Here is a 23,773-nt window from a genome sequence, read left to right as displayed (position 1 = left end):
CCCCGCACGATGACAAGCAAAAAGGCGGCACTCGCCGCCTTTGTGACTACACGCCACCCGATTACAGGGTATCGGCATCCAGCATGCCATAGCGAATGGCCAGATGGGTCAGTTCCACGTCACCGCTGATGTCCAGCTTGCTGAACAAACGATAGCGGTAGCTGTTGACCGTCTTCGGGCTCAGGTTGAGCTGCTCAGAGATATCGGTCACCTTCTGCCCCTTGGTAATCATCATCATGATCTGCAGCTCGCGCTCGGAGAGGGACTTGAAGGGGTTCTCGTCAGCGGAGGCAAACTGGCTGAGGGCCATCTGCTGGGCAATCTCCGGGGAGATGTAGCGCTGACCGGAGTGCACCAGCCGGATCGCCTGTATCATCTCGTCAGGGGCTGCGCCCTTGGTCAGGTAACCGGCTGCGCCCGCCTGCATCACCTTGGTGGGGAACGGATTTTCTGAATGAATGGTCAGCACTATGATGCGCACATCGGGGCGGATCCGCAGAATTTTACGGGTCGCTTCCAGACCACCAATACCCGGCATGTTCATGTCCATCAGGATCACGTCCGGATGGTGTTGGCGACAGAAAGTGACTGCGGTCTCGCCGCTCTGTGCCTCGCCCACCACCTTGATCCCGCGCACATCTTCAAGAATGCGTCTTATCCCTGTACGCACCAGTTCATGATCATCGACCAGGAATACATTTATCACCCAAACACCCCGTTGTTATCTCGTTTTAGCCGCCCGGTTAGGGTTAACTGGGCGTCTTGCATCATAACCAAACTCGTCGCTTTGGCAAACCATGCGCGCCAAAAGTTTAAAAAAACCCATATTTAGCCTTTAAAATCAAATAATTATATAAATATTCAAAACAAAAAACGGTGCCTTGCGACACCGTTTTTTGTGACTTTCGTGCTGTGGCCATCACATGGCCAAAAACGCGCGCACCTTCTCCAGATCGGCCTGGGTATCCACCCCGACCGGCGGCGCGTCAAGGGCCTGGGCGACGTGGATCTTCTCCCCGTACCAGAGCACCCGCAACTGCTCCAGCGCCTCGACCTGCTCCAGCACGCTGGGCGCCCAGTCGACATAACGCTGGATAAATCCGGCGCGATAGGCGTAGATGCCGATATGGCGCTGGTAGTGGTCGCCAATCTGCTCATGGCTGTTGGCAAAGCGATCCCGATCCCAGGGAATGCTGGCGCGACTGAAGTAGAGGGCGTAGCCATCCTTGTCAGTCACCACTTTCACGGCATTGGGATTGAACGCCTCTTCGGCATCCTTGATCGGCACCGACAAGGTCGCCATCGGTGCCGTGGCGGCGGCCAGATTATCTGCCACCTGACGGATGATGGTGGGCGGAATGAGCGGTTCATCCCCCTGCACGTTAACGATGATGGTATCGGCGGCAAAGCCGTAGTGGCGGCACACCTCCGCCAGACGTTCGGTGCCGGACTGGTGATCCGGTGAGGTCATGCACACCTCGACGCCGGTGCTCTGCAGCGCTTGCTGTACCCGGGCATCGTCAGTGGCGACGATCACCCGATCGGCACCCGATTGCAGGGCTTTTTCCACCACATGCTGCACCATGGGCTTGCCATGGATGTCGGCCAGCGGCTTGCCCGGCAGACGGGTTGACGCATAGCGGGCAGGAATCACGACGACGAAACTCATGACGGCAGCTCATCGCTATTGAGCGGACGGGCTCGATTCTCCAGCAGCACCGGGATCCCCTCTTCCAGCGGATAGGCCAGCTTGTCAAAGCGGCAGACCAGCTCATGAACTGCCTTGTTAGATTGCGGATGATAGTGCAGCTTACCCTTGCAGACCGGGCAGGCGATGATGTCGAGCAACTTGATGTCCAAAGCCAAAACGATACTCCTTCAACGATGTCGCGCTGGCCTTCAGCATGCCAGCGATGGATGTCGAGCAACCAGATATTCCATTTAGGACAACTATATACGGTAACTATGCGGGACCGATAAGCGCCCCGGCTCCCCCGCCTTGGCAGAAAAGATTAACCTTGTTCTTTCGCACGGGAGGGCGCCATCGAACCGAGTTTGTGCAGCAGGGTATCGAGCAGAGATGCTGGCAACTCGGCGCTGACCGGCAGATACCACCAGGTTTCGAGAGCAAACGAGCGGCACTTGACCGCATCCTTCTCGGTCATCAGCAGCGGCTTGCGGGCAAAGCGACCCAGCAGCTCATCCCGATCGAAGGGGTGATGATCGCCGTAGGCAACCTGCTGCTCCAGCTGGTAGCCGAGCCCTTCGAGGGTGGCAAAGAAGCGAGGTGGATGACCAATCCCAGCCAACGCATCGACCGGCCCCGACAAGGGAGCGGCCAGCGGCGCATCGTCGCACACCCGACGCGGGGTGTCGGCAACCAGTTGCATGGGGTATTCCCCCTTGCCCGGCTCGCCGCCGTTACAGATGATGGCATCCACCCGTTTGAGGCGAGTGACCGGCTCGCGCAGCGGTCCCATCGGCAGCAAGCAGGCGTTGCCAAAACGGCGGGCACCATCCACCACCACTAGCTCAATGTCGCGGGCCAGCGCATAGTGCTGCAGGCCATCGTCGGTGATGATGATATCCACCTCACCGCTTTGCTCCAGCAGTCGTACCGCATCGGCCCGTTTCGGGGCTACCACTACCGGACAGCCGCAGCGTCGGGCAATCAATACCGGCTCATCACCCGCCTGCGCCGGAGTGCTGGCGGCATCGAGCCGATACGGATAATGGGGCGCCTTGCCGCCATAACCACGGCTCACCACCCCGGGGCGATAGCCACGAGCTTGCAACTGCTCCACCAGCCAGACCACTACCGGCGTCTTGCCATTGCCCCCCACCGAAATATTGCCCACCACCATCACCGGCAAGGAGGAGCGATACCCCTTGCGCCAGCCGTGACGATAGGCATAGCGGCGGGTGCCACTGATGATGGCGAACAGCAGGGCAAAAGGGGCCAGCAACCAGTGCCAGCCACTTTTACCGAACCAGAGCTGTTGCAGCATCAGCTCTGGGTTCCCTGCGCATGGTTACCAAACTGAATGGCGCGCAGCTGGGCATAGGTGCCGCGCTGCGCCGTCAATGCTTCGTGGTTGCCGCGCTCGACGATATGGCCTTCGTCGATAACCAGGATCTCGTCCGCCTTCTCGATGGTGGAGAGGCGGTGAGCGATCACCAGCGAGGTACGGGCCTTGCAAAGCTCGTCGATGGCAGCCTGAATGTGGCGCTCGGACTCGGTATCGAGGGCCGAGGTGGCCTCATCCAGCAGCAGAACCGGCGCATCGCGCAGCAGGGCGCGGGCGATGGCGACTCGCTGACGCTGACCACCGGAAAGAGAGGCTCCATTCTCACCAACCACGGTGTCGTACCCCAGCGGCATCTTGCTAACGAACTCGTCGGCATGAGCGATGCGGGCGGCCTGCACGATCTGATCGCGGCTGTATTTGTCTTCTGCCGCGTAGGCGATGTTGCTGGCCACCGAGTCGTTGAACAGGTGGACATGCTGGGAGACCAGCGCGTACTGCTTGCGCAGCTCGCTCAACTTGTATTCGCGGATATTGATGCCGTCCAGCAGGATCTCGCCCTGATCGATGTCGTAGAAGCGGGTCAACAGGCTGGCGATGGTGCTCTTGCCGGAGCCGGAACGGCCCACCAGCGCCACCGACTTACCTGCCTCGACCTTGAAGCTGACGTTGTGCAGCGCCGGGGTCTCTTTGGTCGGATAGGTGAAGGTGACGTTGCGAAACTCGATCTCGCCACGGGCACGCTCCAGAGTGCGGGTGCCGCTGTCCTGTTCCGGCTCGCTGTCGAGCAGGCCAAACAGGCTGTGGCAAGCGGTGATGGCACGCTGGAACTGGTTGTTAACGTCGGTCAGGCTCTTAAGCGGTTTGAGCAGCATCATCATGGAGGTGATCATGACGGTAAAGGTACCGGCAGTCAGGGTTGATCTGACGCTGTCAATGGTCGCGACGTAGAGGAAGGCTGCCAGCGCGATGGAGGCTACCATCTGCACCACCGGGCTGCCGATGGCATCGGCGGCGACCATCTTCATGGTCTGCTGACGCATGTTGTTGCTGACCTGGAAGAAGCGCTTCTCTTCAACCTTCTGGCCACCAAACATCAGTACCTCTTTGTGCCCTTTGAGCATCTGCTCGGTGGAGGTGGTGATATCCCCTACCGCCTGCTGGATGTGACGGCTGATCTTACGGAAACGGCGGCTGATCAGGCCAATGATGATCCCCACCAACGGGCCAACCACCAGAAAAATAACCGACAGCTGCCAAGAGTGCCAGAACATCAGGCCGAGCAGGCCAACCACGGTCGCCCCTTCCCGCACCAGGGTCACTAGCGTGGTGCTCGCAGCCGAAGAGACCTGACTGGCGTCATAGGTCACCTTGGAGAGCAGATGACCGGTGTTCTGACGGTCGAAGAAGCTCATCGGCATCGCCACCATGTGGTTGAACACCTGCTGTTGCAGACGCATCACCACGTGGTTGCCGACCCAGGCCATGCAGTAGTTGGAAAGAAAGTTGGCAACACCGCGCAGGGCCACGATGCCGAGGACGAAGAAGGGCATCCATTTCAATACAGTGCTGTCGTTACCATTAATGCCCTGATCGATCAGCGGCTTGATGGAGTAGACAAAGGTGGTATCCACGGCGGCGTAGCCCAACATCCCGATGATGCCACCGACCAGGCCCAACTTGCGATCACGGACATAACCGAGCAGGCGTTTGAATATTGGCCAGCTCTCTTGTGAGGTTTCTTGTTGCATGAATAGCCGTTAGTAATGGAAATGACGGGCTATTCTAGCCAAAGCGCAGGCTTACACCAAGCGCCGCCACCGATATAGCATCCCTCCGCTGCGGAAATGACGGATTATTGCTCAAACCACAGTCGCGGCCGCCACCACTCGCCACCCCGCCGGTACCAGGGGCCCTGATTGCGCTCGGCAGTCACGCTCAATCCCGCGGCTGCAGGCTCGACCAACAGCGCCCCTTGTTGACCGGTGATCCACTGGCGGGCATCCCGATAGCGGGCCACCACATCGGGACGGGGAAAGCCCCACTGATTCATAAAGCCGGCGCTGTGGATCACCTCCTGCGCCGCCACCGCCGCGACAAACGGCGGCGTGGAGGAGGTGCGACTGCCATGATGGGGGCTCACCAGCAAGGTGCTGGCCAACCCCTCCCCCTCCAGCGCCACCAGTCGCTGCTCGGCCTGCCGTTCGATATCGGCACTGAGCAGCACGCTGCGCTCGCCATCGCTGATACGTACCACGCAACCATCGTTATTGCGCGCGCCGCCGGGACGTTCGGGCCAGAGCACCGTAAACGAGAGCCCCTGCCAGTGCCACTGTTGCCCACGTTGGCAAAGGGTGGTTCCCTCGCTGAAGGGGTAAGAGGAGAGCTCGCGGCGCACCGGCATGGCGCTGAGCAGCCGCTTGCGATTGCCGGCATGATCCCGATCCTTGTGGCTGATGATGAGGCGATCGATGACCCGGATCCCCAGGTGGCTCAGCTGGGGCAGGATCACCGCGTCCGCCATATTGTAGCCTCCGGGATAGCGATCACCGGTGTCATAGAGGATGGCACGCTCCCCCTTGCTGATCAGCACCGCCAGCCCCTGCCCCACATCCAGCACCCGCAGTTGCCAGCGGACAGGCGTTGGCCAGAGCGCCAATAACAGCGCACACAGACCCGGTAGCCAGAGCCAGCGTGCCGGGCGCCACTGTGCGGCGAACCAGAGCAGCAACAGCATGGTGCAGAGCGGCAGCCACCAGCCGGGCAGTGGCCACCATAGTTGCAGTTGATCAGAAAGCCAATTCAGGATTGTCAGCACCCACCCAAGCCCCAGATCTGCCAGCCAGAACAGGACATAGGCGAGCGCGGTGGAGAGCGGCGCCAGCAGCACACCGATCAGCGCCAGCGGAATGATGGCGAGACAAAAGAGCGGCACCGCCAGCAGGTTGATCACCATGGCCAACGGCGCTATCCCCTCGAACAGTGCCAGCTGCAGCGGCAGCAGACCGAGCAGCAGCCAGAGCTGGATCTGCCACAGCCCCGGCTTGTCGTGGACATATCCCACCAGCAGCAAAATGGCCACCGCCAGAAACGAGAGCCAGAAGCCGGCCGAATAGAGGGCAAAGGGATCCCAGAGGGTCAATACCACAAAGGCCCACAGCCAGATGCGCCAGGCAGGCCACTCTCGCCGGCTCCAGCGCAACACACTCCACACCAGCACCATGATCAGGGCCCGCTCGGTGGCCACCGCAAACCCCGCCAATGCGCTGTAGACGGCGGCAAACAGCAGGGAGGTGATGATGGCGCCGCGCAGGCCAAACAGCCTGCCCAACCACCACCCGAGCACCGCCACCAGCGCGATGTGCTGCCCTGAAATAGCGATGATATGAGTCAGACCGCTGCCGCGAAACAGCTCCCACTGGGCATCCGTGATGCCGTTCTGCTCGCCAAAGGTGAGCGCCGCCAGCAAGGGGGCATGGTCAAGCTGACGCCAACTCCCGGTCGCGGCGCCCATCCAGCGTTCGCGCCAGCCCGCAGGTGCCTGTTGAATGTCGATCACCCGGCGCAAATTGCCGGTGGCGGTGATCCCCTTGCCCAGCTGCTGACGCCGCCCATCCAGCCCCGCCTCGTTGGCAAGGCCATGAGCCGGTTTCAACGAGGTCACCAGGATGATCCGGCTGCCCACTGTCATGGTGGGCAACGCCTGATAGGCATTGACCCGGATCAGGGGCTCAGGTGTCACCGGTTGCTCGTCTAGGGTGCTCACCCGCAGCAACAGTCGGACAAATTTATCCCCCTCGGGCTCTGCACTTTGCAGCTGTGCGGTTATCATGTGGCTCGTCTGATCGCCCAACCGCTCCAGCCAGGCCAGCCGATAGGCAAGATTGGCCTGCATCCAGAGGATGCCGAGCAGGAGAAACAGCCATCGCCAGGCACGGCAATATGCAAGGGGGATCAGCAGGGACAGCAACAGGCCCCCCCATGCGAGTGAAGGTAACCATGGCCAGAGCAGTGAGGAGCTTGCCCCCAAGGCAAACGACAACAGACGCAGATCCATGGAGCAAGTATTTAGCAAGGTTTCAATATGCCCAAACGACTCATTAAACGCTGGATGCCCGATCAACAAACCCTGAAAGAACACAAGCACTTGCGGCTGTTCGGCAAACTGCTGCTCGATGCCAACCTCTGGCACCTCAACCGCCGCTCGGCAGCCGGGGCATTTGCGGTGGGTCTGTTTATGGCCTGGGTGCCGCTCCCCTGCCAGATGCTGCTGGCCGCCGGTGGCGCCATCCTGTGCCGGGTCAATCTGCCGCTCTCGGTGGCACTGGTCTGGCTCTCCAACCCCTTTACCATGCCGCCCCTGCTCTATGGTGCCTATCTGGTCGGTTGTCAGCTGCTGGGACATTCGGCGCAGCAGATAGAGATTGAGTTCACCTGGGAGTGGCTGGTCTCGGTGCTGGGGACAGTCGCCCCGCCGCTGTTGCTGGGCTCGCTGATCCTGGCCCTGCTCAGTTCCCTTATCGGTTACACCCTGATCCGCACCTTCTGGCGGATCAGCACGGTGCGCCAGTGGCAAAAACGCAAGATGGCCCGCCCATGCTGAGTCGTTGGTTTGCCCGCTTCAAGCTCGATCCCGACACCCTGCGCCAGCAGAAGTGGTTTGCCCTGTTTGGTGAGCGACTGCTTGCCCCTGCCCTCTGGCAAGGGGGCACACGCGCCCTGAGCGGCGCGGTGGCTGCCGGGATCTTCGCCTGCTGGTTCCCCATCCCGATGCACTCGCTCATCGCAGTCGGTCTGGCGCTGGCATTCAGCCTCAACCTGCCGCTGGCGCTGCTGGCGGTCTGGTTCAACAATCCGCTGACTTTGCCGTTCATGTATCTCTACGCCTATCGCACCGGCTGTCTGGTACTGCACCAGACGCCGGAGCCTTTCCACCTTACCTGGACCCTCCATTGGCTGGAGCAGGAAGCGGCCACCCTGGTGCCTCCCTTCCTGCTCGGCAGCCTGCTGCTGGCGGTGCTCACCGCCCTGAGCGGCGGCGCCCTGACCGCGCTGCTGCTGCAACTGCGCAAACAGTGGCAAGGCGCCCGCCACCGCTGAGTCGCCCTTCCCCTTGTTTGGCGATCAGCCGTTGGCGATCAAAAAAGCCCGTCACCAAGGTGACGGGCTTTTTCATGGCATAGTGCCAGATGCGGTTACAGCACCTTGGCGATGGCCTCGCACAGGGGATCGATGTTGGCACGGGTGATCCCGGCCACGCTGATCCGGCCGGAGCCGACGATATAGATAGCAAACTCGCTCTTGAGCTGTTCAACCTGATCCTTGGAGAGACCGGAGAAGGAGAACATGCCGTTTTGCTCGCGGATAAAGCTGAAATCCTGGCTCACGCCGAGGGCCGCCAGCTTCTCTACCAGCAGTTCGCGCATCTCGCGAATACGCACCCGCATGGCAGCCACTTCTTCGACCCACTCGGCATAGAGAGCCGGATCGCTCACCACGGCGGTGACCACAGCCGCACCGTGTGACGGCGGGTTGGAGTAGTTGGCACGGATCACGGTCTTGACCTGAGTGAAGGCCACGTCGGCGATCTCTTTGGTCGCGCTGACCAGGGTGAAGGCGCCGACCCGCTCGTTGTAGAGGCCGAAGTTCTTGGAGAAAGAGCTCGCCACCAGCAGTTCGTCATGGCATTCGGCGAAGATACGCAGACCTTCGGCATCCTCTTCGATACCACGGGCAAAACCCTGATAGGCGAAGTCAAACAGCGGCAACCAGCCGGCGGCAGCACTCTGCTTGGCCAGCGCGCGCCACTGTTCGGCAGTGGGATCGATACCGGTCGGGTTGTGGCAGCAGCCGTGCAGCAGCACCAGCTCACCCGGCTGCACGTCGGCCAGCGAAGCCTGCATGGCGGCAAAGTCGAGCCCCTTGGTGGCGGCATCGTAATACTTGTACCACTTGACGGTCAGGCCCGCGGCCTGGAATACGCTGACGTGGTTAGCCCAGGTGGGATCGGAGATCCAGATGGTCTTGGCCAGACCGTTGCGCACCACGAATTCGGCCGCGATACGCAGGGCACCGGTACCGCCCGGCGCTTGCGCGGTCTTGGCGCGGCCGCTGGCAACCAGCGCAGAGTGCTGCCCGAACAACAGTTGCTGCACGATGCGGCCATATTCGATATTGCCTTCAATACCGAGGTAGTTCTTGGTCTTCTCGTCGGTCAGCAGCTTCTGCTCGGCTTTCTTGACGCAGTGAAGAATGGGGGTGGCACCGGACTCGTCCTTGTAGATCCCTACGCCCAGATTGATCTTGTGGCTGCGAGAGTCAGCACGGAAGGCTTCGGTCAGGCCCAGGATCGGATCCGCTGGGGCGGCAACAACCTTTTCAAACATGGTATTCCCTGTATTCCGTTGAGTTCGTTGGGTGGCAAAGCGGCTTGATAAACAAAAGCGCTCATCTGGCGAGCGCTTCGTCAACTCTTTATATCACCGCGTTCAATGGGGGAAAACCGCTTTTTGGCTCGCTTTCAGGCCAATTTCAACCAACGGCATGCCACGCTGGCGCCAGTGCGCACACCTCGGCCGACAAGCCACCATTGGACTCAACCAAACGGCTACAAACCGCTAACAATGACTTGGGGAGCCGGCTCGGTTCCCACGGCCGAGCCTCAGTCAACGGTTGGGCATATGCGCTGAGGATGGGGGCCAGATCTCGGGGCAACCACCAACTGGCCGGACGACCCAGCCGCTGGGCCAGCGCCTGCAGTCGATCAACCCCGGCAGGGTCGAGGGCGGTGAGATGACTCCACAGCACATTGGGCGGCAAGGCGGCCACCACCTGCTGCAAGGCAAGAGGAGCCGATGGGGGGGCCCACGCCAGCAAGGTGCCGGGTTCAAGAGGCAGCTCGGCAAAGGCGCCAACGCTGTCGGTGGTGATCACCCGCTCAATATTCCCCACCCCCCACAGGATCTTGCCAAGACCAGCCAGAGTACGTTCGGGCAGGGCCACCTCCCCCAGCGCTTGCAACCAGGGCGCAGCATCGATCAGGGTGCCGCCGCTGAAAAAGAGGCTGAACGGCTGGGCTGCGCGCAAGCGCAACAGCTGATCGGCACAGAGCCGGATCCCCTTGTCCTCAAAATCGATCTGCTCGTTGGGGGTGAAGTTCACCTCGCTCTTGCGATAGAGCGCCGCCAGCACCCGCTCGTTGACCTGCGCACCCAATTGCCAACCCTGAGCATGCAACCACTCCTCGGGCTCGGGGGGGGCGGAGGCGATCTCCGCCAGCATCAGCTCGCGGGTGAGATAGCGCCGTCCGGCCGGGGTGAGCTCATAGCGGTGGCTGTCATGGGCGAGCAGCAGCTGGTTATCCTTGAGCAGGCCCACCAGCGGTTGCCACTGGCGGCCACGGATCACCACCGGTGAGTGGCTCAGCAACTGCTGCGCCAGCGCCCGCCATTCGGGGTGACTAAAGTCGATCAATTGCAATCCATCCCTGTCAGTGCTCAATCGGATAAACAGCCTGAAAAGGTACCGTTACCGGCCGATGACGCCAAGCATCCCGCACCAATTACGTGACCTTGCTCCCTGCAATTTTCCCCAAACAGAAGAGCCCACCGTGGGGGTGGGCTCTTCCTTGGATAACACTCGACGCTTATTCGACGTTGAGGCGCAGCTCGGCGTCGTGCCAACCCAGTGGCAGGGTCAGCAGCTGATCGATCAGCTCCCGGCGATCGGATTTCTCCAGATAGGCGAGATAGAGCGGACGGCTCAGCGGCTGGCCCCCCTCAACCAGATGGAGCGCCCCCTGCTCGAGGAAAGGGCTGACCATCCGCCGCGGCAGGTAGGCAGCACCGCCGTTGGCCAGCACGAACTGCAACGCCATGCTGGCGGAGCTGGAGTGCAGCACCGGGGTCTTTTGCAGGCTCTGCAAGCGGCTGGGCTGCGGCTCGAAGCTGGTGCCCCAGTCAAGGTGGATGTGTGGCATCTGCATCAGGTTGTCGGCATTGGCGGCCGGATCCCGGCTCACCAGCTCGAACACCAACTCACCGATGGGATGCAGGGCGATCTCGTCGATCTTGGTGGGCTCGGAGAGCAGGGCCAGATCGAGGGAGCGCTCCAGCAACTGACGGCAGAGGTGCTCGCGGGAGGCCGTTTCAAGCCGCACCGCCAAACCGGGCGCCAGCGCATAGATGTGATTGAGCCAGTCGTTGAAATCGAGCTCCCAGAACACCGCGGGCGCGCCGATGGCCAACTGCTGGCTGAATCCCGGCGAGAGCGCCACATCCTGCTTGGCACGACCGAGGGTATGCAAGATGGCGTCTGCGTAGGGCAGCAGACGCTCACCGGAGGCGGTCAGGCGGATATTGTTGCGATGACGGGCAAACAGACTGACACCCAGTTGCTGCTCTAGCTGACGGATCCGGAAACTCACTGCCGACTGGGTCAGGTAGAGATTTTCAGCAGCCCGGCCAAAGTGCCGGGTCTTGCTGACCTCGATAAAGGTCCGAAGCAGCTCGGTATCCATTAATCGATGGACTCGTCACTATTGCCACCGCCGCTGCCACCACCGACATCAAAGCTGCCGCCACCGCTGCTCTCTTCGCTGGCGCCACCAACGATGGTGCAGAGGCGATGAACGCGCTTGGGACCAATCACCTTGAGGTACTTGAACCACACCTTGGCATGGGGGTTGGCACCGGCTACGCCGGATTTGACCTGCTCAACGAAGGCTGACTCGACATCGTCACGGGGAGCCTGGGTGCCCTGGTAGAGTGCCAGCATGGTGGTACCATACTGTTCCAGACTGTCCGCTTCGGCCACAGTGAATTCACCACTGCGACGCAGGCCACGGGGAAAATGTTTGAAGTCGTTGAAACGCTTGTCTGATTCGAAGCTCATAGTGCTCTTTTTACTGGTTAGTTTGACCTTTGCGGGCAAGTATCATCAGGCCATCGCCGAGTGCAAAATCAATTTTCTCACTATATTAATAAATATCCTTTATCGAAGTCACTTTGCCCCATCGCTGACACTGATTTTGTGGCATCACACACAATAAACGTTGATAAATAATAAACTTATGTAAACGCGCAGCCAATTTGCACGTCACTTTTTGGACTACACAGGCAAAAATAAAGCGCCAAATGGCGCTCTATTTTTCACATCAGATGAACCAGCTGAACCCTTGGTTCAAACATGCTTACTCAATCATGGCCGGTTGGGCCAGGTTGTCGGCACGCCACAGACGGTAGCGCACTTCATACTCCTGCGGCACGTAGATCACGAACGGCAGTTTTGAGTTGTAGTTGACGAAAAAGCCCTGACCGTAGATCTGGACGAAGGCCTCTTTCTGCTGGTTATCCGGGCAAGCCATCAGGGTGCTGATGGGATCGGAGACCTTGCCCAGTTGCAGATAGTTGTAGCCCCAGCCTTTGACGCTGTGCTGTTCCAGGTTGCCTGCAAAACGCGGTACGTTGCAATCAACCATCATCTTTTTGCCGACCTGCAGCTCGACCATCATGTCGGCCTCTTTCTCGACTTCAGGCAGGCGGATCACCACACGTTCCTGATTCACGTCAGCAGCTGGGAACATGCTGATATCAAATTTTTTCGGCTCGGCGGCGAAGGCATGGCCACCCAACAACAAGGCGCCCAGCAGGCTAAAACGCAATACGGTTTTCATCTGTACCTCATGGGGTTGGTTCAACGCCGCTAGACTAACCGCTCTGCCGATTTCATGCCAGCGATCTGCTACGTAAAAACTGCGTAAAACGATGCAGATCAGGCATACAATGATGTCATCTGGCTATTTTCTGACAAGGGGCACACTCCCGCTACAGGAACCCCAAACAAAAAACGAGGCCACTTGGCCTCGCATTGCATTCAAATGGCGCCTGGTGGCTATTTTAGCCACCCATTCATGGGCTTTGATGACGGCTACCGCCTTGTCGGGGACACCACTTAACAACCCGTCTACATCGATCTGATATAGGAAGATATGGTAGGCCGTGGTCTCGTTCCAGCCGATCTCGGCCATCGGCTTCACTCGTTTCAGATCCATGCCCATGGCGGATATCAGCTCGCCTTGCGCAGAGCGCAGTGATATTGGTCGAGCCAGATGTGCAGCATCTGCTGCTCTGACTCGTTCAGGCGCAGCCCCAGCTTGCTACGGCGCCAGAGGATATCGTCCCGTGAACAGGCCCACTCCCGCTCGATGAGATAGCGCACTTCCGACTCGTACAGGCCACCACCGAAGTGAATGCCGCGATCCTCTTTCAGCCAGAGACGGGCATGGGCGCCATAGGCTTCGGCAATGCGCAGGGCGCTGCGATCATCGAGCCAGTCAAACTCCAGCGCAAAGGCGCGCGCCAGCTCGCGTACCGAGCAGTCAAACTCGCCACCGGGCAGACGGCTGGTCGCCGTCCAGTCATCCCCCATCTGGCTGAACCAGGGCTTGAGCTTGTTGCAGGCGGCCTGAGCCAGCTTGCGATAGGTGGTGAGCTTGCCGCCAAATACCGAGAGCAGCGGCGCGCCGTCCGATTCGCCAGACAGTTCGAGGGTGTAGTCACGAGTCACCGCCTGCGGTGAATCTGATTCGTCATCACAGAGCGGACGCACCCCGGCATAGGTCCAGATCACATCTTTCGGGGCGATCTGGCGAGTGAAGTGAGCGTTGACCACCTTGCACAGGTAATTGATCTCGGCCTCGCTGATCTTCGCTTCCCGCGGGCTGCCGTGGTGCTCCACATCGGTGGTGCCAATGAGGGAATAGTCCTGCTGATAAGGGATGACGAAGACGATGCGATTGTCCTCGTTTTGCAGGATATAGGCCTCTTCGCGCTCATGGATGCGCGGCACTATCATGTGGCTGCCTTTAATAAGGCGAATGCCACGGGGAGATTTTTCGTTCAGGCTTTCGTCATAGAAGGTCTTGACCCAGGGGCCGGCCGCATTGACCAGACCACGGCAGGTGACGGTGAACTGCTCGCCCCCTTCCCGCTCCAAAGTGAGCGTCCAGTGTTTGGAACCGCGCACCGCCTTGATGCAACGGGTGCGGGTCTGCACGTCGGCGCCCTTGTCACGGGCCATTATGGCATTGAGCACCACCAGCCGGGCATCGTCGACCCAGGCGTCCGAATACTCAAACCCCTTGTTGATACCGGCGGTGAGGCCATCTTGCGGCAGGAAGCGCACACCGCAGCTCCCCTTGAGCTTGTCGCGCTTGGCCAGATTGTCATACAGGAACAGACCGGCACGGATCATCCAGGCCGGACGCAGGTGCGGACGATGCGGCAAGCGAAAGCGCATGGGACGAGCGATGTGAGGCGCCATACCGAGCAGCACCTCACGCTCCGCCAACGCCTCTTTCACCAGCCGGAATTCGTAATGTTCGAGATAGCGCAAACCGCCATGGATCAGCTTGCTGGAGTTGGACGAGGTGGCAGAGGCGAGATCTTGCGCCTCAAACAGGGCAACCTTCAGACCCCGTCCTGCCGCATCGGCTGCGATGCCGACCCCGTTGATGCCGCCACCGACGACGACCAGATCATAATGTTCGCTCATGTTCACCTACTTTCATTTTTATGATTGCTATAACAGCAATGTTTGATTTCGCTCATTTTAGAACATGAAAATACAACAAACGAACATTTTATGGCGAAAGTGTGATCGCCACAGCCCGCCAGAGGTGGCAAAGGGGACAGGTCAGCGGAGCAAATGGCGTCGGGCCAGAATCGGCGGGTTAATAGCCAAAAAAACCAGATTGAATAGTGGTTTTGGCAATACCCATAAAGGGGTGAGATGGGTGCAGGGATGGGAGACAAAAAAAGAAAGGAGGCCGCCCGAACGGGCGACCGGCACAGCCTTGGCGTGTTTCGCCGTCAGCAGATGTGGCAGGCTATCTGGTGTTGCGCCATCAATCGCGTCAGCTTTTCCGGTGGCTCCTGATCGGTAAAGAGCGCGTGGATCTGGTTGAGATTGCCCAGATTGACCATGGCATTGCGACCGAACTTGGTGTGGTCGGCGGCCAGGAACACCTGACGGGAGTGAGCGATGATGGCTTGGGCGATCTTCACCTCGTGATAGTCGAAATCAAGCAGGGAGCCGTCGTTGTCGATCCCCGAAATCCCGATGACGCCATAGTCCATGCGAAACTGACCGATAAAGTCGCGGGTCGCCTCCCCCACGATACCGCCATCGCGGTTGCGGATCTCGCCACCGGCGATGATGACGGTGAAGTCATCCTTGGCCGTCAGGATGCTGGCCACGTTGAGGTTGTTGGTGACGATGCGCAGCTCGCGGTGATCGAGCAGGGCACGGGCGATCGCCTCGGTAGTAGTACCGATGTCGATAAACAGCGAGGAACAGTCGGGGATATTGGCCGCGACCTCGCGGGCGATGCGCTCTTTCTCCTTGAGTTGCATCACTTTACGGGCGCTGTAGGCGGTATTGACGGTACTCGAATGCAGGGAGGCACCGCCATGATGGCGCCGGATCTTGTTCTGTTCGGCGAGATCGTTCAGATCCCGGCGAATGGTCTGGGGACTGACGTCAAAGTGGGTCACCAGATCGTCGGTCGAGACAAATCCCTGCCGCGTCAGGACGTCCAGGATCTCCAGATGTCGTTGGGTTTGCTTCACGCTTGCACTCCGATGATGAAACGAAAAAAGGCCCCGGCAGATGCGGGGCCTTTTGGCAGTTTACCTGATCCCCTTTGGGATCAATAAGCTGACGATCACGTTTTATGCCTTATTGGCAGCCGCTTTCTTGGCCGCAACGGCAATGTTCTCGTGTTTGAGGGTCATCGCCAGCAGGGCGATGGAGAGCGCCCCGGTCGTACAGATAACCAGATAATCCCCCATTCGTAAGCGAGCCAATTGCGCTCATATATGAGCATTTAATCAATAACAGAGACGAACTTGTTGCAATTTCATTACAAAATAATCATCAGATGAGTGATCGAACATTGAAATCCAGCCCTTGTGTAGCCAGGCATCGCGATACCCCATAATGAGTAATTGCAGCGATGATGATTGCTTTTCATCACATTTCCTTAGCAATGAGTGGGATCTTGTCCACATTTCCAATGGCAGGGGGATGGTGTATTGCCACAGAAGGTTTATTTTCTCTCACGTCCAAGAACGAGCGAAAACGAGCATTAAGTTTGCGCAAACTCAAACAAGAAAAAACGTTTTTGGGCGCAATAGATGGGACCAAAACATAACGAGATAGAACATCAAACCTCTACGGGTGGATATAAGGAACAAAAGTATGAGCATACAAAGACCCAATACCCTGCTTGGCGAATGCATCGCCGAGTTTATCGGAACCGGCTTGCTGATATTTTTCGGCGTCGGTTGTGTCGCCGCTTTGGTGCTGGCAGGCGCCAACTTCGGGCAATGGGAAATCTCCATTACCTGGGGTCTGGGCGTGGCCATCGCCATCTATGTGACCGGCGGCATTTCAGGTGCCCATCTGAACCCGGCCGTGACCCTGGCGCTGATGACCTTCTGCGGGTTCGACAAGCGCAAGGTGGTGCCCTACATCATCGCCCAGATGGCCGGTGCCTTCTGCTTCGCGGCCCTTGTCTACTTCCTTTATGGTAACCTTTTCACCCAGTGGGAAGTGACCCATAACGTGGTGCGCGGCAGCGTCGAGAGCCTCGGCTCCGCCGGGATCTTCTCCACCTACCCCAATGCCCTGCTGACCAACATACAAGCCTTCGCCGTCGAGCTGGTGATCACCGCCGTCCTGATGCTGGGCATCATGGCGCTGGGTGACAACAACAACGGCGCCCCCAAAGGTTTCGCGGCCGCCCTGCTGATCGGTATCCTGATCGCGGTGATCGGCGCCTCCCTTGGCCCGTTAACCGGTTTTGCCATGAATCCGGCCCGTGACTTTGGTCCAAAACTGTTCGCGTTCTTTGCTGGCTGGGGTGATGTCGCCCTGACCGGTGGTCGTGACAACCCCTACTTCTGGGTTCCGATCCTTGGCCCCATCGTTGGCGCCCAGCTTGGTACCGCTCTGTATATCAAAGTGCTGGCTCCCTGTGTACCGGGCAACCGTGTTGCCGCCGCCGAGCAAGCTACCCAAACCACCAAAGAAGAGGCTGCCGCATAAGACGGCACCCAACGTAGAAAATAAACGTGGAGAACATCATGTCTGCTGAAAAGAAATATGTCGTCGCTCTGGACCAGGGAACCACCTCCTCCCGCGCCATCGTGTTTGATCAGGATGCCAACATTGTCGGCACCTCCCAGCGCGAATTCACCCAACACTACCCGAAAGCGGGCTGGGTAGAGCACGACCCGATGGAGATCTGGGCGACCCAATCTTCCGTCTTTACCGAAGTGCTGGCCAAGACTGGCCTGCGTAGCGAAGAGATCGCCGCCATCGGTATCACCAACCAGCGTGAAACCACCGTTGTCTGGGAAAAAGCCACCGGCAAGCCCATCTACAACGCCATCGTCTGGCAGTGCCGCCGCACCGCCGCCATCTGCGAAGAGCTGAAAGCACGCGGTCTGGAAGAGTATGTTCGCGAGAACACCGGTCTGGTGCTGGATGCCTACTTCTCCGGTACCAAGGTGAAGTGGATCCTCGACAATGTGGAAGGTGCCCGCGAGAAGGCGATGAACGGCGAGCTGCTGTTCGGCACCATCGACACCTGGCTGGTCTGGAAGATGACCAATGGCGAAGTGCATGTCACCGACCCGACCAACGCCTCCCGTACCATGCTCTACAACATCCGCGACCTGAAGTGGGACGAGAAGATGCTGGACGAGCTGGGCATCCCGATGTCCATGCTGCCGGAAGTGAAACCCTCTTCCGAAGTGTACGGCTACACCACCCGTGGCGGCGGCTCCCGCATCCCCATCGCCGGTATTGCCGGTGACCAGCAGTCTGCCCTGTTTGGTCAGCTCTGCTTTGAAAAAGGGATGGCCAAGAACACCTACGGCACCGGCTGCTTCATGCTGATGAACACCGGCACCGAACCGGTTCGCTCCAATAACGGCCTGCTGACCACCGTCGCCATCGGCCCGAAAGGGGAAGTGAACTACGCGCTGGAAGGTGCGGTGTTTATGGGTGGCGCCACCATCCAGTGGCTACGTGACGAGCTGAAGATCATTCACGACGCCCGCGATACCGACTACTTCGCCTCCAAGGTGGGTGACACCAACGGCGTCTATCTGGTACCGGCCTTCGTCGGTCTGGGCGCGCCCTACTGGGATCCGTATGCTCGCGGCACCATGGTCGGTCTGACCCGTGGCGCGAACCGCAACCACATCATCCGTGCCGCGCTGGAATCCATCGCCTATCAGAGCCGCGATGTGCTGGATGCGATGCAGCAGGACTCCGGCATCAAGCTGGCAGCCCTCAAGGTAGACGGCGGCGCCGTGGCCAACGACTTCCTGATGCAGTTCCAGGCTGACATGATGCACACTCCGGTGGTACGTCCGACTCGCATCGAGACCACCGCCATGGGCGCCGCCTTCCTGGCGGGTCTGGCAGTCGGCTTCTGGAAGAGCTCCGACGAGCTGGAAGACAAGTTCAGCGTGGACCGCGAGTTCATCCCGCAGATGGACAGAGACGATCGCGCCAAACGCTACAGCGGCTGGCAAAAAGCGGTTGAGCGTTCACGCCGTTGGGCTGAAGAGGAGTGATCGGGCAACCGACACCGCCTTGAGCTGAAAAAAATGCAGAGGCCGACAGCGATGTCGGCCTCTTCTTTTTTGGTTCATCGCGGCTTTTAGCAGCGCCCTGATGATAATTCCTATCCTCCCTAGGCAACCCCATGCGCGGCGACCCCCTTCTCGGGCTACCCGGCCAGCGAGCAGGCGCTAGAGCATCTGACTGCCGAGCTGTTCTTTAAGGAAATCGAGCCAGACTCGCAGCCGGATATCCCGCTGGGCATCGGAGTAGTACACCGCATTGATGGGGCGCGAAGCGCCGCTGTTGCTACGGGCCAGCACCTCCACCAGCGCCCCGCTCGCTCGATCCGGCCCGGTCATAAAGTCCGACAGACAGACGATCCCCTCCCCGCGCAACGCCAGCTGGCGCAAGGTTTCGCCGCTGCTGGCGCGCAGGCTGGGGGTGATGACAAAGCGATCCCCCAGTTCGGCACTGAGCAGCGGCCAGTGGTTGAGGTGATCGGGATGCAAAAAACCGAGCAGCTCGTGGCCTCTCAGCAGATCCGCCGGTTGGCGCGGGGTGCCGCGCTCGCTTAAATAAGCGGGGGAAGCCAGCAGCCGCAACCGCGAACGGCCCAGCGGCAACGCACGCAAAGAGGAGTCCGTCAGCTCGCCGATGCGAATGGCCATGTCAACCCGCCGCTCCATCAGATTGATAAAGCCCTCCGAGCTATGCAGTTGCAGCTCGATGGCGGGGTAGCGACGGCGAAACTCGCCGATGATCGGCACCAGCCGGTGCAGGATAAACGGGGTGGCGGCATCGACTCTCAACACCCCTTCGGGTTGTTCCCGGCGCATCAGCAGATGCCCCTCCGCCTCGCTCATCTCGGTCAGGATCTTCACCGCCCGCAGATAGAACCAGCTCCCCTCCTCGGTCAGACTGACCCGACGCGTGGTGCGATTGAGCAGCACGGTGGCGAGCTTCTCCTCCAGCCGCTTGATACCGCGGCTCACCACCGAGTTATCCATGCCGAGGTTCTCCGCCGCTTGGCGAAAACTGCCCGCCTCCACCACCGCCACAAACAGGGTCAGTTCATCAGAATGGGTCTTCATTGCTGCTATCCGGACAAGAGTAATTGGTCTTTATAGACGCAACGACTATGAATTAGCAAGTATCCAGTGGGCCAGATCTTTTCCCCATAGAGAAAGAACATGACTACGAGCTCAGCGGTTGAGCGTAAACGATCACCTGTAATGGAGTGGGCAGTGACACAGAATTATTTACAGGCTCCGTAGGAAGCTGTTTCGTCAACGCATACGGTCGTTGGCAGAGACGGCCAAACGGCTGGGTCGTTGTCCCCAGGAGTGGCTGCGCGCGATCGTCCGAGCCTCTATCGAGAAAACGGATTACCCCAACCCCTCCGAGTTGTGTGCGTCAAGCCCCTGCCGATGAATGGTTACGCAGCAACCCCTGCTTGAAAGCGCCCTACGCCATCGCAACTGACCATTTTCTCGGTGAAGCTCCCATCAGGCGGGCTTCATCTCCCTCTGCATCCCCCTCGCAAAACTGGCCAAAACCACGCCAAACCCTCATCAATTTACTAACGTTATCAGGCAATTAAGTTTATCCTTCTCGGTATTGTCCACATTCGACGATGGATCCCGTGCTATGCCCCGCTTTTGCTTGTGGCCCCTGCTGGCCTGGTTACTCCCGCTCGCTGGCGCCCTCGGCAGCCGCTTTCATCTCTGGCCCTGGTGGATCGGTTTAGCGATCTGTCTCATCGGAGCGCTTGTCTCCCTTATCTTGTTGGTGCGCCTGCCCTGGAGCCGCAACCGCTACGCCAACAGCCTTGGCGCCTTGCCGCTACTGCTACCCCTGACATTTGTGGCACAGGCGCTGCGGATGCCGCTGATCAATGATGTGAGCACAGATCCCTACAATCCCCCCCAGCTGCGCTGGGCGGCAGAGCTTAGAACGGCGCAGGATCTGCCAATAAATAGCGCCCCGCTGAAAGCAGTTGAGGCAAAACCCGGTCCTCTCTTTACCAGGGCTTCTCCTGCCGAAGTGTTGATTGAAGCCAGCGAACTGATGCAGGAGCTGGGCTGGCAGGTACAACCCAGCCCCGATGGTCTGGATGCAGTGGTCACCACCGGCTGGTTCGGCTTTCAGGATGATGTGGCGCTGCGGGTCTTTGCCGGCCCCAAAGAGACCCGCATCGATATGCGATCGGCCTCCCGTCAGGGGCGCAGCGACTTGGGTACCAACCGGGCGCGGATCGAGGATTTCCTGATCCGCCTGAACGAGCGCCTCGGCCAAGCCTACAAACCCAATTTGAAACCGTAAGTGTGAAACAACAAGAAGGTCACTGATGCGCGTTGAGGTCAAACCCGACCGGGAATATGCCTGGTTTATCCGCCCCTTTTTCTGGCTGCAAAAGCGCAACTATGGTCAGGTGCTTATTCCGGGCAAGTGCTGGGGCCGCTCGCCGCGCCTGTTTGCCGCCGTCGCCACCCTCTATGGCGTCATCAACCGCAAGCGCTCCCCCATCGATCCCGTGCTGCGCTCGCTGGTGACGGTGCGGGTCTCCCAGCTTAACTGGTGTCGTTTTTGCGTCGACATCAACGCCATGACCCTGGTAAAGAGAGCAGGTTCCAGCGAGAAGGTGGAGGCGCTGGCCAATTGGCGCGAAAGCCCCTTGTTTGATGAGCGGGAAAAAGCGGTGCTCGACTACACCGAAGCGATGACCGGGCTGGATGGGGTGAGCGATGAACAGGCGGCCCGCCTCAAGCCCTGGTTCGACAACGATGCCATGGTGGAGCTGACCGGTCTTATCGCCTTCCAGAACATGTCGGCCAAGTTCAACGCCGCCCTCGATATCGCGCCGCAGGGCTTCTGCCAGCTGCCGGTGCAACCGGAACGCCCCGCCCAGCCCGACAGCAAGGACGCCTGATGAACCGGACCCGCCTGTTGCTTGCACTGGTGATGGGGGGCCTTATCGGCACCTTCTTTGTCCTCGATGTTAGCCGTTACCTCAGTCTGGACGCCTTGCAGGCCCAGCAGGCGGCAGTGGCGCAATGGGTCGACAGCCACTTTGTCTCGGCCAGCCTGCTGTTCGTGCTTATCTATGTGCTGAGCACCGCCCTCTCCCTGCCCGGCGCCAGCCTGCTCACCCTGGGGGGCAGCGCTGTGTTCGGCGTCGCATGGGGGCTGCTGCTGGTCTCCTTTGCCAGCTCCATAGGCGCGACCCTGGCCTTTCTCAGCGCCCGCTTCTTGCTGCGCGACTGGGTCACTGCCCGCTTTGGCGACAAGCTGGCCACCTTTCAGTCCGGCATGGCGAAGGAGGGGGCCTTCTATCTGCTGAGCCTGCGCCTCATCCCCATCTTCCCCTTCTTTCTGGTCAATCTGCTGATGGGGCTCACCCCTATCAGAGTCAGCACCTACTACTGGGTCAGCCAGCTTGGCATGCTGCCCGGCACCTTCGTCTATGTGCTGGCGGGCAGCGAGCTTGGCCAGTTAACCAGCACCGGCAATATCCTCTCCCCCGGCCTGATGGTCGCGCTGACCCTGCTGGGGCTGATGCCCTGGCTGGTCAAGAAATTGACCGCACACCTTGCGCAGCGCCGACTGCTCGCCCCTTACCGCAAACCCGCTCGCTATGACTACAACCTGCTGGTGATCGGTGCGGGCGCCGGTGGGCTGGTCACCAGCTATATCGCGGCGGCGGTGAAGGCCAAGGTGGCACTCATCGAAAAACACAAGATGGGGGGCGATTGCCTCAACAGCGGCTGCGTCCCCTCCAAGGCATTGATCCGAAGCGCCCGCTTTGCCGCAGAGCTGCGCCGAGCCGAAGAACTTGGCTTTCGCCCAAGCCACTCATGCACCAAATCGCACACCGAATTGCGCGCCGATTTTGCCGCCGTGATGGAGCGGGTGGCAGAGGTTATCAAGGAGGTCGAGCCCCACGACTCCATCGAGCGCTATCAGGGGCTCGGGGTGGAGTGCATCGAAGGAGAGGCACGACTGGTCTCCCCCTGGGAGGTGGAGGTGAACGGCCAGCGCCTTGCTAGCCGCCATATCGTCATCGCCACCGGCGCCCGACCGTTGGTGCCCAAGTTGCCGGGGCTGGATCAGGTGCCTTACCTCACCTCGGATAGCCTCTGGCAGCTGCGCACCCCGCCGCGCAGCCTGCTGGTGCTGGGCGGCGGCCCTATCGGCTGCGAGCTGGCCCAGAGTTTCGCCCTGCTCGGCATTCCCGTGACCTTGGTGGAACTCTCGGAGCAACTGCTGCCCCGCGAAGATAGAGAAGTAGCCGACGCCTTGGCCGGGCAGATGAGCCGCGATGGCGTGCGGCTACTCACCGGCTGGCGCGCCGAACGAGCCGACTATCTGCCCGCAGCCGAGGGGGATCTCCCCATCCGGCTGCAACTGCGCCGGGGCGATGAGACGCAGGTGATTGAAGGGGATCAACTGCTGCTGGCACTGGGTCGGGTCGCCAATGTGAGCGGCTTCGGGCTCGAAGCGTTGGGAGTAGAGCTTGCCCCCCGCGGCACCATAGCGGTCGATGGCTTTCTTGCCACCAACTTCCCCAGCATACTGGCGGTGGGAGACGTAGCGGGCCCTTACCAGTTCACCCACTTCGCCGCCCATCAGGCCTGGTATGCGGCGATCAATGCCCTGTTTGGCCAGTTCAAGCGCTTTCGGGCCGACTATCGGGTCATTCCGGCGGCCACCTACACCATGCCGGAGATTGCCCGGGTCGGCCTCAATCGCAAGGAGGCCGAGGCGCAGGGGACTCCCTTCGAGGCGACCCGTTTCGAGCTGGCCGAGCTGGATCGCGCCATCGCCGATGGCGAGCGCCACGGTTTTGTCGAAGTGCTGACCGTGCCGGGCAAAGATACTATCCTTGGCGCCACCATAGTAGGCACTCACGCCGGTGAGCGGATTGCCGAGTTCGTGCTCGCCATGCGCCACCGCCTAGGCCTTGGCAAGATCCTCGGCACCATTCACGCCTATCCCACCCTGATGGAGGGAAACAAATATGTGGCCGGTGAATGGAAACGGGCCCACCAGCCCACCCGGGTGCTGGCGTTGCTGGCCCGTTATCACCGCTGGCGCCGTGGCGCCTGACA

21 protein-coding genes and 1 pseudogene are annotated in these 23,773 nt (G+C 60.0%); 8 read left to right on the top strand and 14 right to left on the bottom strand.

The window, feature by feature from the left end; all coding sequences use genetic code 11:
* Positions 1 to 61: 61 nt before the first annotated feature.
* The 6 genes from uvrY to NMD14_07425 form a co-directional block, all read right to left on the bottom strand.
* Positions 62 to 706, bottom strand: a complete 645-nt coding sequence (gene uvrY, locus NMD14_07450; GenBank protein XEI34226.1) for a UvrY/SirA/GacA family response regulator transcription factor — start codon at positions 704 to 706, stop codon at positions 62 to 64.
* Positions 707 to 919: 213 nt separating this feature from the next.
* The gene (kdsB, locus tag NMD14_07445) at positions 920 to 1,669 is read right to left on the bottom strand and encodes a 3-deoxy-manno-octulosonate cytidylyltransferase (protein ID XEI34225.1); all 750 of its coding nucleotides are present in this window, start codon (positions 1,667 to 1,669) and stop codon (positions 920 to 922) included.
* Positions 1,666 to 1,866: a Trm112 family protein gene (locus NMD14_07440; GenBank protein ID XEI34224.1), complete on the bottom strand. Its 201-nt coding sequence runs from the start codon at positions 1,864 to 1,866 to the stop codon at positions 1,666 to 1,668. The genes kdsB and NMD14_07440 overlap by 4 nt, the downstream gene beginning before the upstream one ends.
* A 146-nt stretch (positions 1,867 to 2,012) precedes the next feature.
* Positions 2,013 to 3,008, bottom strand: coding sequence for a tetraacyldisaccharide 4'-kinase (gene lpxK, locus NMD14_07435; GenBank protein XEI34223.1), 996 nt, complete (start codon positions 3,006 to 3,008; stop codon positions 2,013 to 2,015).
* Complete coding sequence (msbA, locus tag NMD14_07430) at positions 3,008 to 4,777, bottom strand: lipid A ABC transporter ATP-binding protein/permease MsbA (GenBank protein ID XEI34222.1); 1,770 nt, start codon at positions 4,775 to 4,777, stop codon at positions 3,008 to 3,010. Before msbA ends, lpxK begins: the two co-directional genes overlap by 1 nt.
* A 104-nt stretch (positions 4,778 to 4,881) precedes the next feature.
* Complete coding sequence (locus tag NMD14_07425) at positions 4,882 to 7,083, bottom strand: DNA internalization-related competence protein ComEC/Rec2 (protein XEI34221.1); 2,202 nt, start codon at positions 7,081 to 7,083, stop codon at positions 4,882 to 4,884.
* 27 nt (positions 7,084 to 7,110) lie between these two features.
* On the opposite strand from NMD14_07425, the gene NMD14_07420 reads away from it, so the two are divergent.
* On the top strand, positions 7,111 to 7,629 hold the full coding sequence (locus NMD14_07420) for a DUF2062 domain-containing protein (GenBank protein ID XEI34220.1): 519 nt from the start codon (positions 7,111 to 7,113) through the stop codon (positions 7,627 to 7,629).
* Positions 7,623 to 8,126, top strand: coding sequence for a DUF2062 domain-containing protein (locus NMD14_07415; GenBank protein XEI34723.1), 504 nt, complete (start codon positions 7,623 to 7,625; stop codon positions 8,124 to 8,126). Before NMD14_07420 ends, NMD14_07415 begins: the two co-directional genes overlap by 7 nt.
* Before the next feature lie 95 nt (positions 8,127 to 8,221).
* On the opposite strand, the gene NMD14_07410 is transcribed toward NMD14_07415, so the two are convergent.
* The 7 genes from NMD14_07410 to NMD14_07380 form a co-directional block, all read right to left on the bottom strand.
* Complete coding sequence (locus NMD14_07410) at positions 8,222 to 9,412, bottom strand: aspartate/tyrosine/aromatic aminotransferase (protein XEI34219.1); 1,191 nt, start codon at positions 9,410 to 9,412, stop codon at positions 8,222 to 8,224.
* 145 nt (positions 9,413 to 9,557) lie between these two features.
* Positions 9,558 to 10,499: a hypothetical protein gene (locus NMD14_07405; protein ID XEI34218.1), complete on the bottom strand. Its 942-nt coding sequence runs from the start codon at positions 10,497 to 10,499 to the stop codon at positions 9,558 to 9,560.
* A 172-nt stretch (positions 10,500 to 10,671) separates the two neighbouring features.
* Complete coding sequence (gene hdfR / locus NMD14_07400) at positions 10,672 to 11,544, bottom strand: HTH-type transcriptional regulator HdfR (GenBank protein XEI34217.1); 873 nt, start codon at positions 11,542 to 11,544, stop codon at positions 10,672 to 10,674.
* Entirely contained in the window at positions 11,544 to 11,918 is a 375-nt protein-coding gene (locus NMD14_07395) for a DUF413 domain-containing protein (protein XEI34216.1), read from the bottom strand. Before NMD14_07395 ends, hdfR begins: the two co-directional genes overlap by 1 nt.
* A gap of 298 nt (positions 11,919 to 12,216) precedes the next feature.
* Positions 12,217 to 12,699 (bottom strand): serine protease inhibitor ecotin, encoded by a 483-nt coding sequence (gene eco / locus NMD14_07390; GenBank protein XEI34215.1) that lies wholly within the window; start codon positions 12,697 to 12,699, stop codon positions 12,217 to 12,219.
* A gap of 392 nt (positions 12,700 to 13,091) precedes the next feature.
* Positions 13,092 to 14,579, bottom strand: a complete 1,488-nt coding sequence (gene glpD / locus NMD14_07385) for a glycerol-3-phosphate dehydrogenase (GenBank protein ID XEI34214.1) — start codon at positions 14,577 to 14,579, stop codon at positions 13,092 to 13,094.
* A gap of 317 nt (positions 14,580 to 14,896) precedes the next feature.
* Positions 14,897 to 15,655 carry a DeoR/GlpR family transcriptional regulator gene (locus NMD14_07380; GenBank protein ID XEI34213.1) on the bottom strand — a complete coding sequence of 253 codons (759 nt, stop codon included), beginning with the start codon at positions 15,653 to 15,655 and terminating at the stop codon, positions 14,897 to 14,899.
* A gap of 631 nt (positions 15,656 to 16,286) precedes the next feature.
* Here NMD14_07380 and NMD14_07375 point away from each other — a divergent pair.
* Both NMD14_07375 and glpK read left to right on the top strand, forming a co-directional pair.
* A complete protein-coding gene (locus tag NMD14_07375) occupies positions 16,287 to 17,135 on the top strand; it encodes an aquaporin family protein (protein XEI34212.1) in 849 nt (282 codons plus the stop codon).
* A 38-nt stretch (positions 17,136 to 17,173) separates the two neighbouring features.
* Positions 17,174 to 18,676, top strand: a complete 1,503-nt coding sequence (gene glpK, locus NMD14_07370; protein ID XEI34211.1) for a glycerol kinase GlpK — start codon at positions 17,174 to 17,176, stop codon at positions 18,674 to 18,676.
* A gap of 177 nt (positions 18,677 to 18,853) precedes the next feature.
* On the opposite strand, the gene NMD14_07365 is transcribed toward glpK, so the two are convergent.
* Positions 18,854 to 19,756 carry a LysR substrate-binding domain-containing protein gene (locus tag NMD14_07365; protein ID XEI34210.1) on the bottom strand — a complete coding sequence of 301 codons (903 nt, stop codon included), beginning with the start codon at positions 19,754 to 19,756 and terminating at the stop codon, positions 18,854 to 18,856.
* 166 nt (positions 19,757 to 19,922) lie between these two features.
* On the opposite strand from NMD14_07365, the pseudogene NMD14_07360 reads away from it, so the two are divergent.
* From NMD14_07360 to NMD14_07345, 4 genes and pseudogenes are all read left to right on the top strand, one after another.
* A pseudogene (locus NMD14_07360) lies at positions 19,923 to 20,096 on the top strand (IS66 family transposase).
* 216 nt (positions 20,097 to 20,312) lie between these two features.
* The gene (locus tag NMD14_07355; GenBank protein XEI34209.1) at positions 20,313 to 20,987 is read left to right on the top strand and encodes a DUF1499 domain-containing protein; all 675 of its coding nucleotides are present in this window, start codon (positions 20,313 to 20,315) and stop codon (positions 20,985 to 20,987) included.
* Between the two features lie 25 nt (positions 20,988 to 21,012).
* Positions 21,013 to 21,594 (top strand): carboxymuconolactone decarboxylase family protein, encoded by a 582-nt coding sequence (locus NMD14_07350; GenBank protein ID XEI34208.1) that lies wholly within the window; start codon positions 21,013 to 21,015, stop codon positions 21,592 to 21,594.
* Positions 21,594 to 23,771 carry an FAD-dependent oxidoreductase gene (locus NMD14_07345; GenBank protein ID XEI34207.1) on the top strand — a complete coding sequence of 726 codons (2,178 nt, stop codon included), beginning with the start codon at positions 21,594 to 21,596 and terminating at the stop codon, positions 23,769 to 23,771. The genes NMD14_07350 and NMD14_07345 overlap by 1 nt, the downstream gene beginning before the upstream one ends.
* Positions 23,772 to 23,773: the final 2 nt, after the last annotated feature.

The organism is Aeromonas veronii, from assembly GCA_041319085.1.
Taxonomy (GTDB): Bacteria; Pseudomonadota; Gammaproteobacteria; order Enterobacterales; family Aeromonadaceae; genus Aeromonas; species Aeromonas veronii_F.
This window is presented reverse-complemented; position numbering and strand designations above follow the sequence as displayed.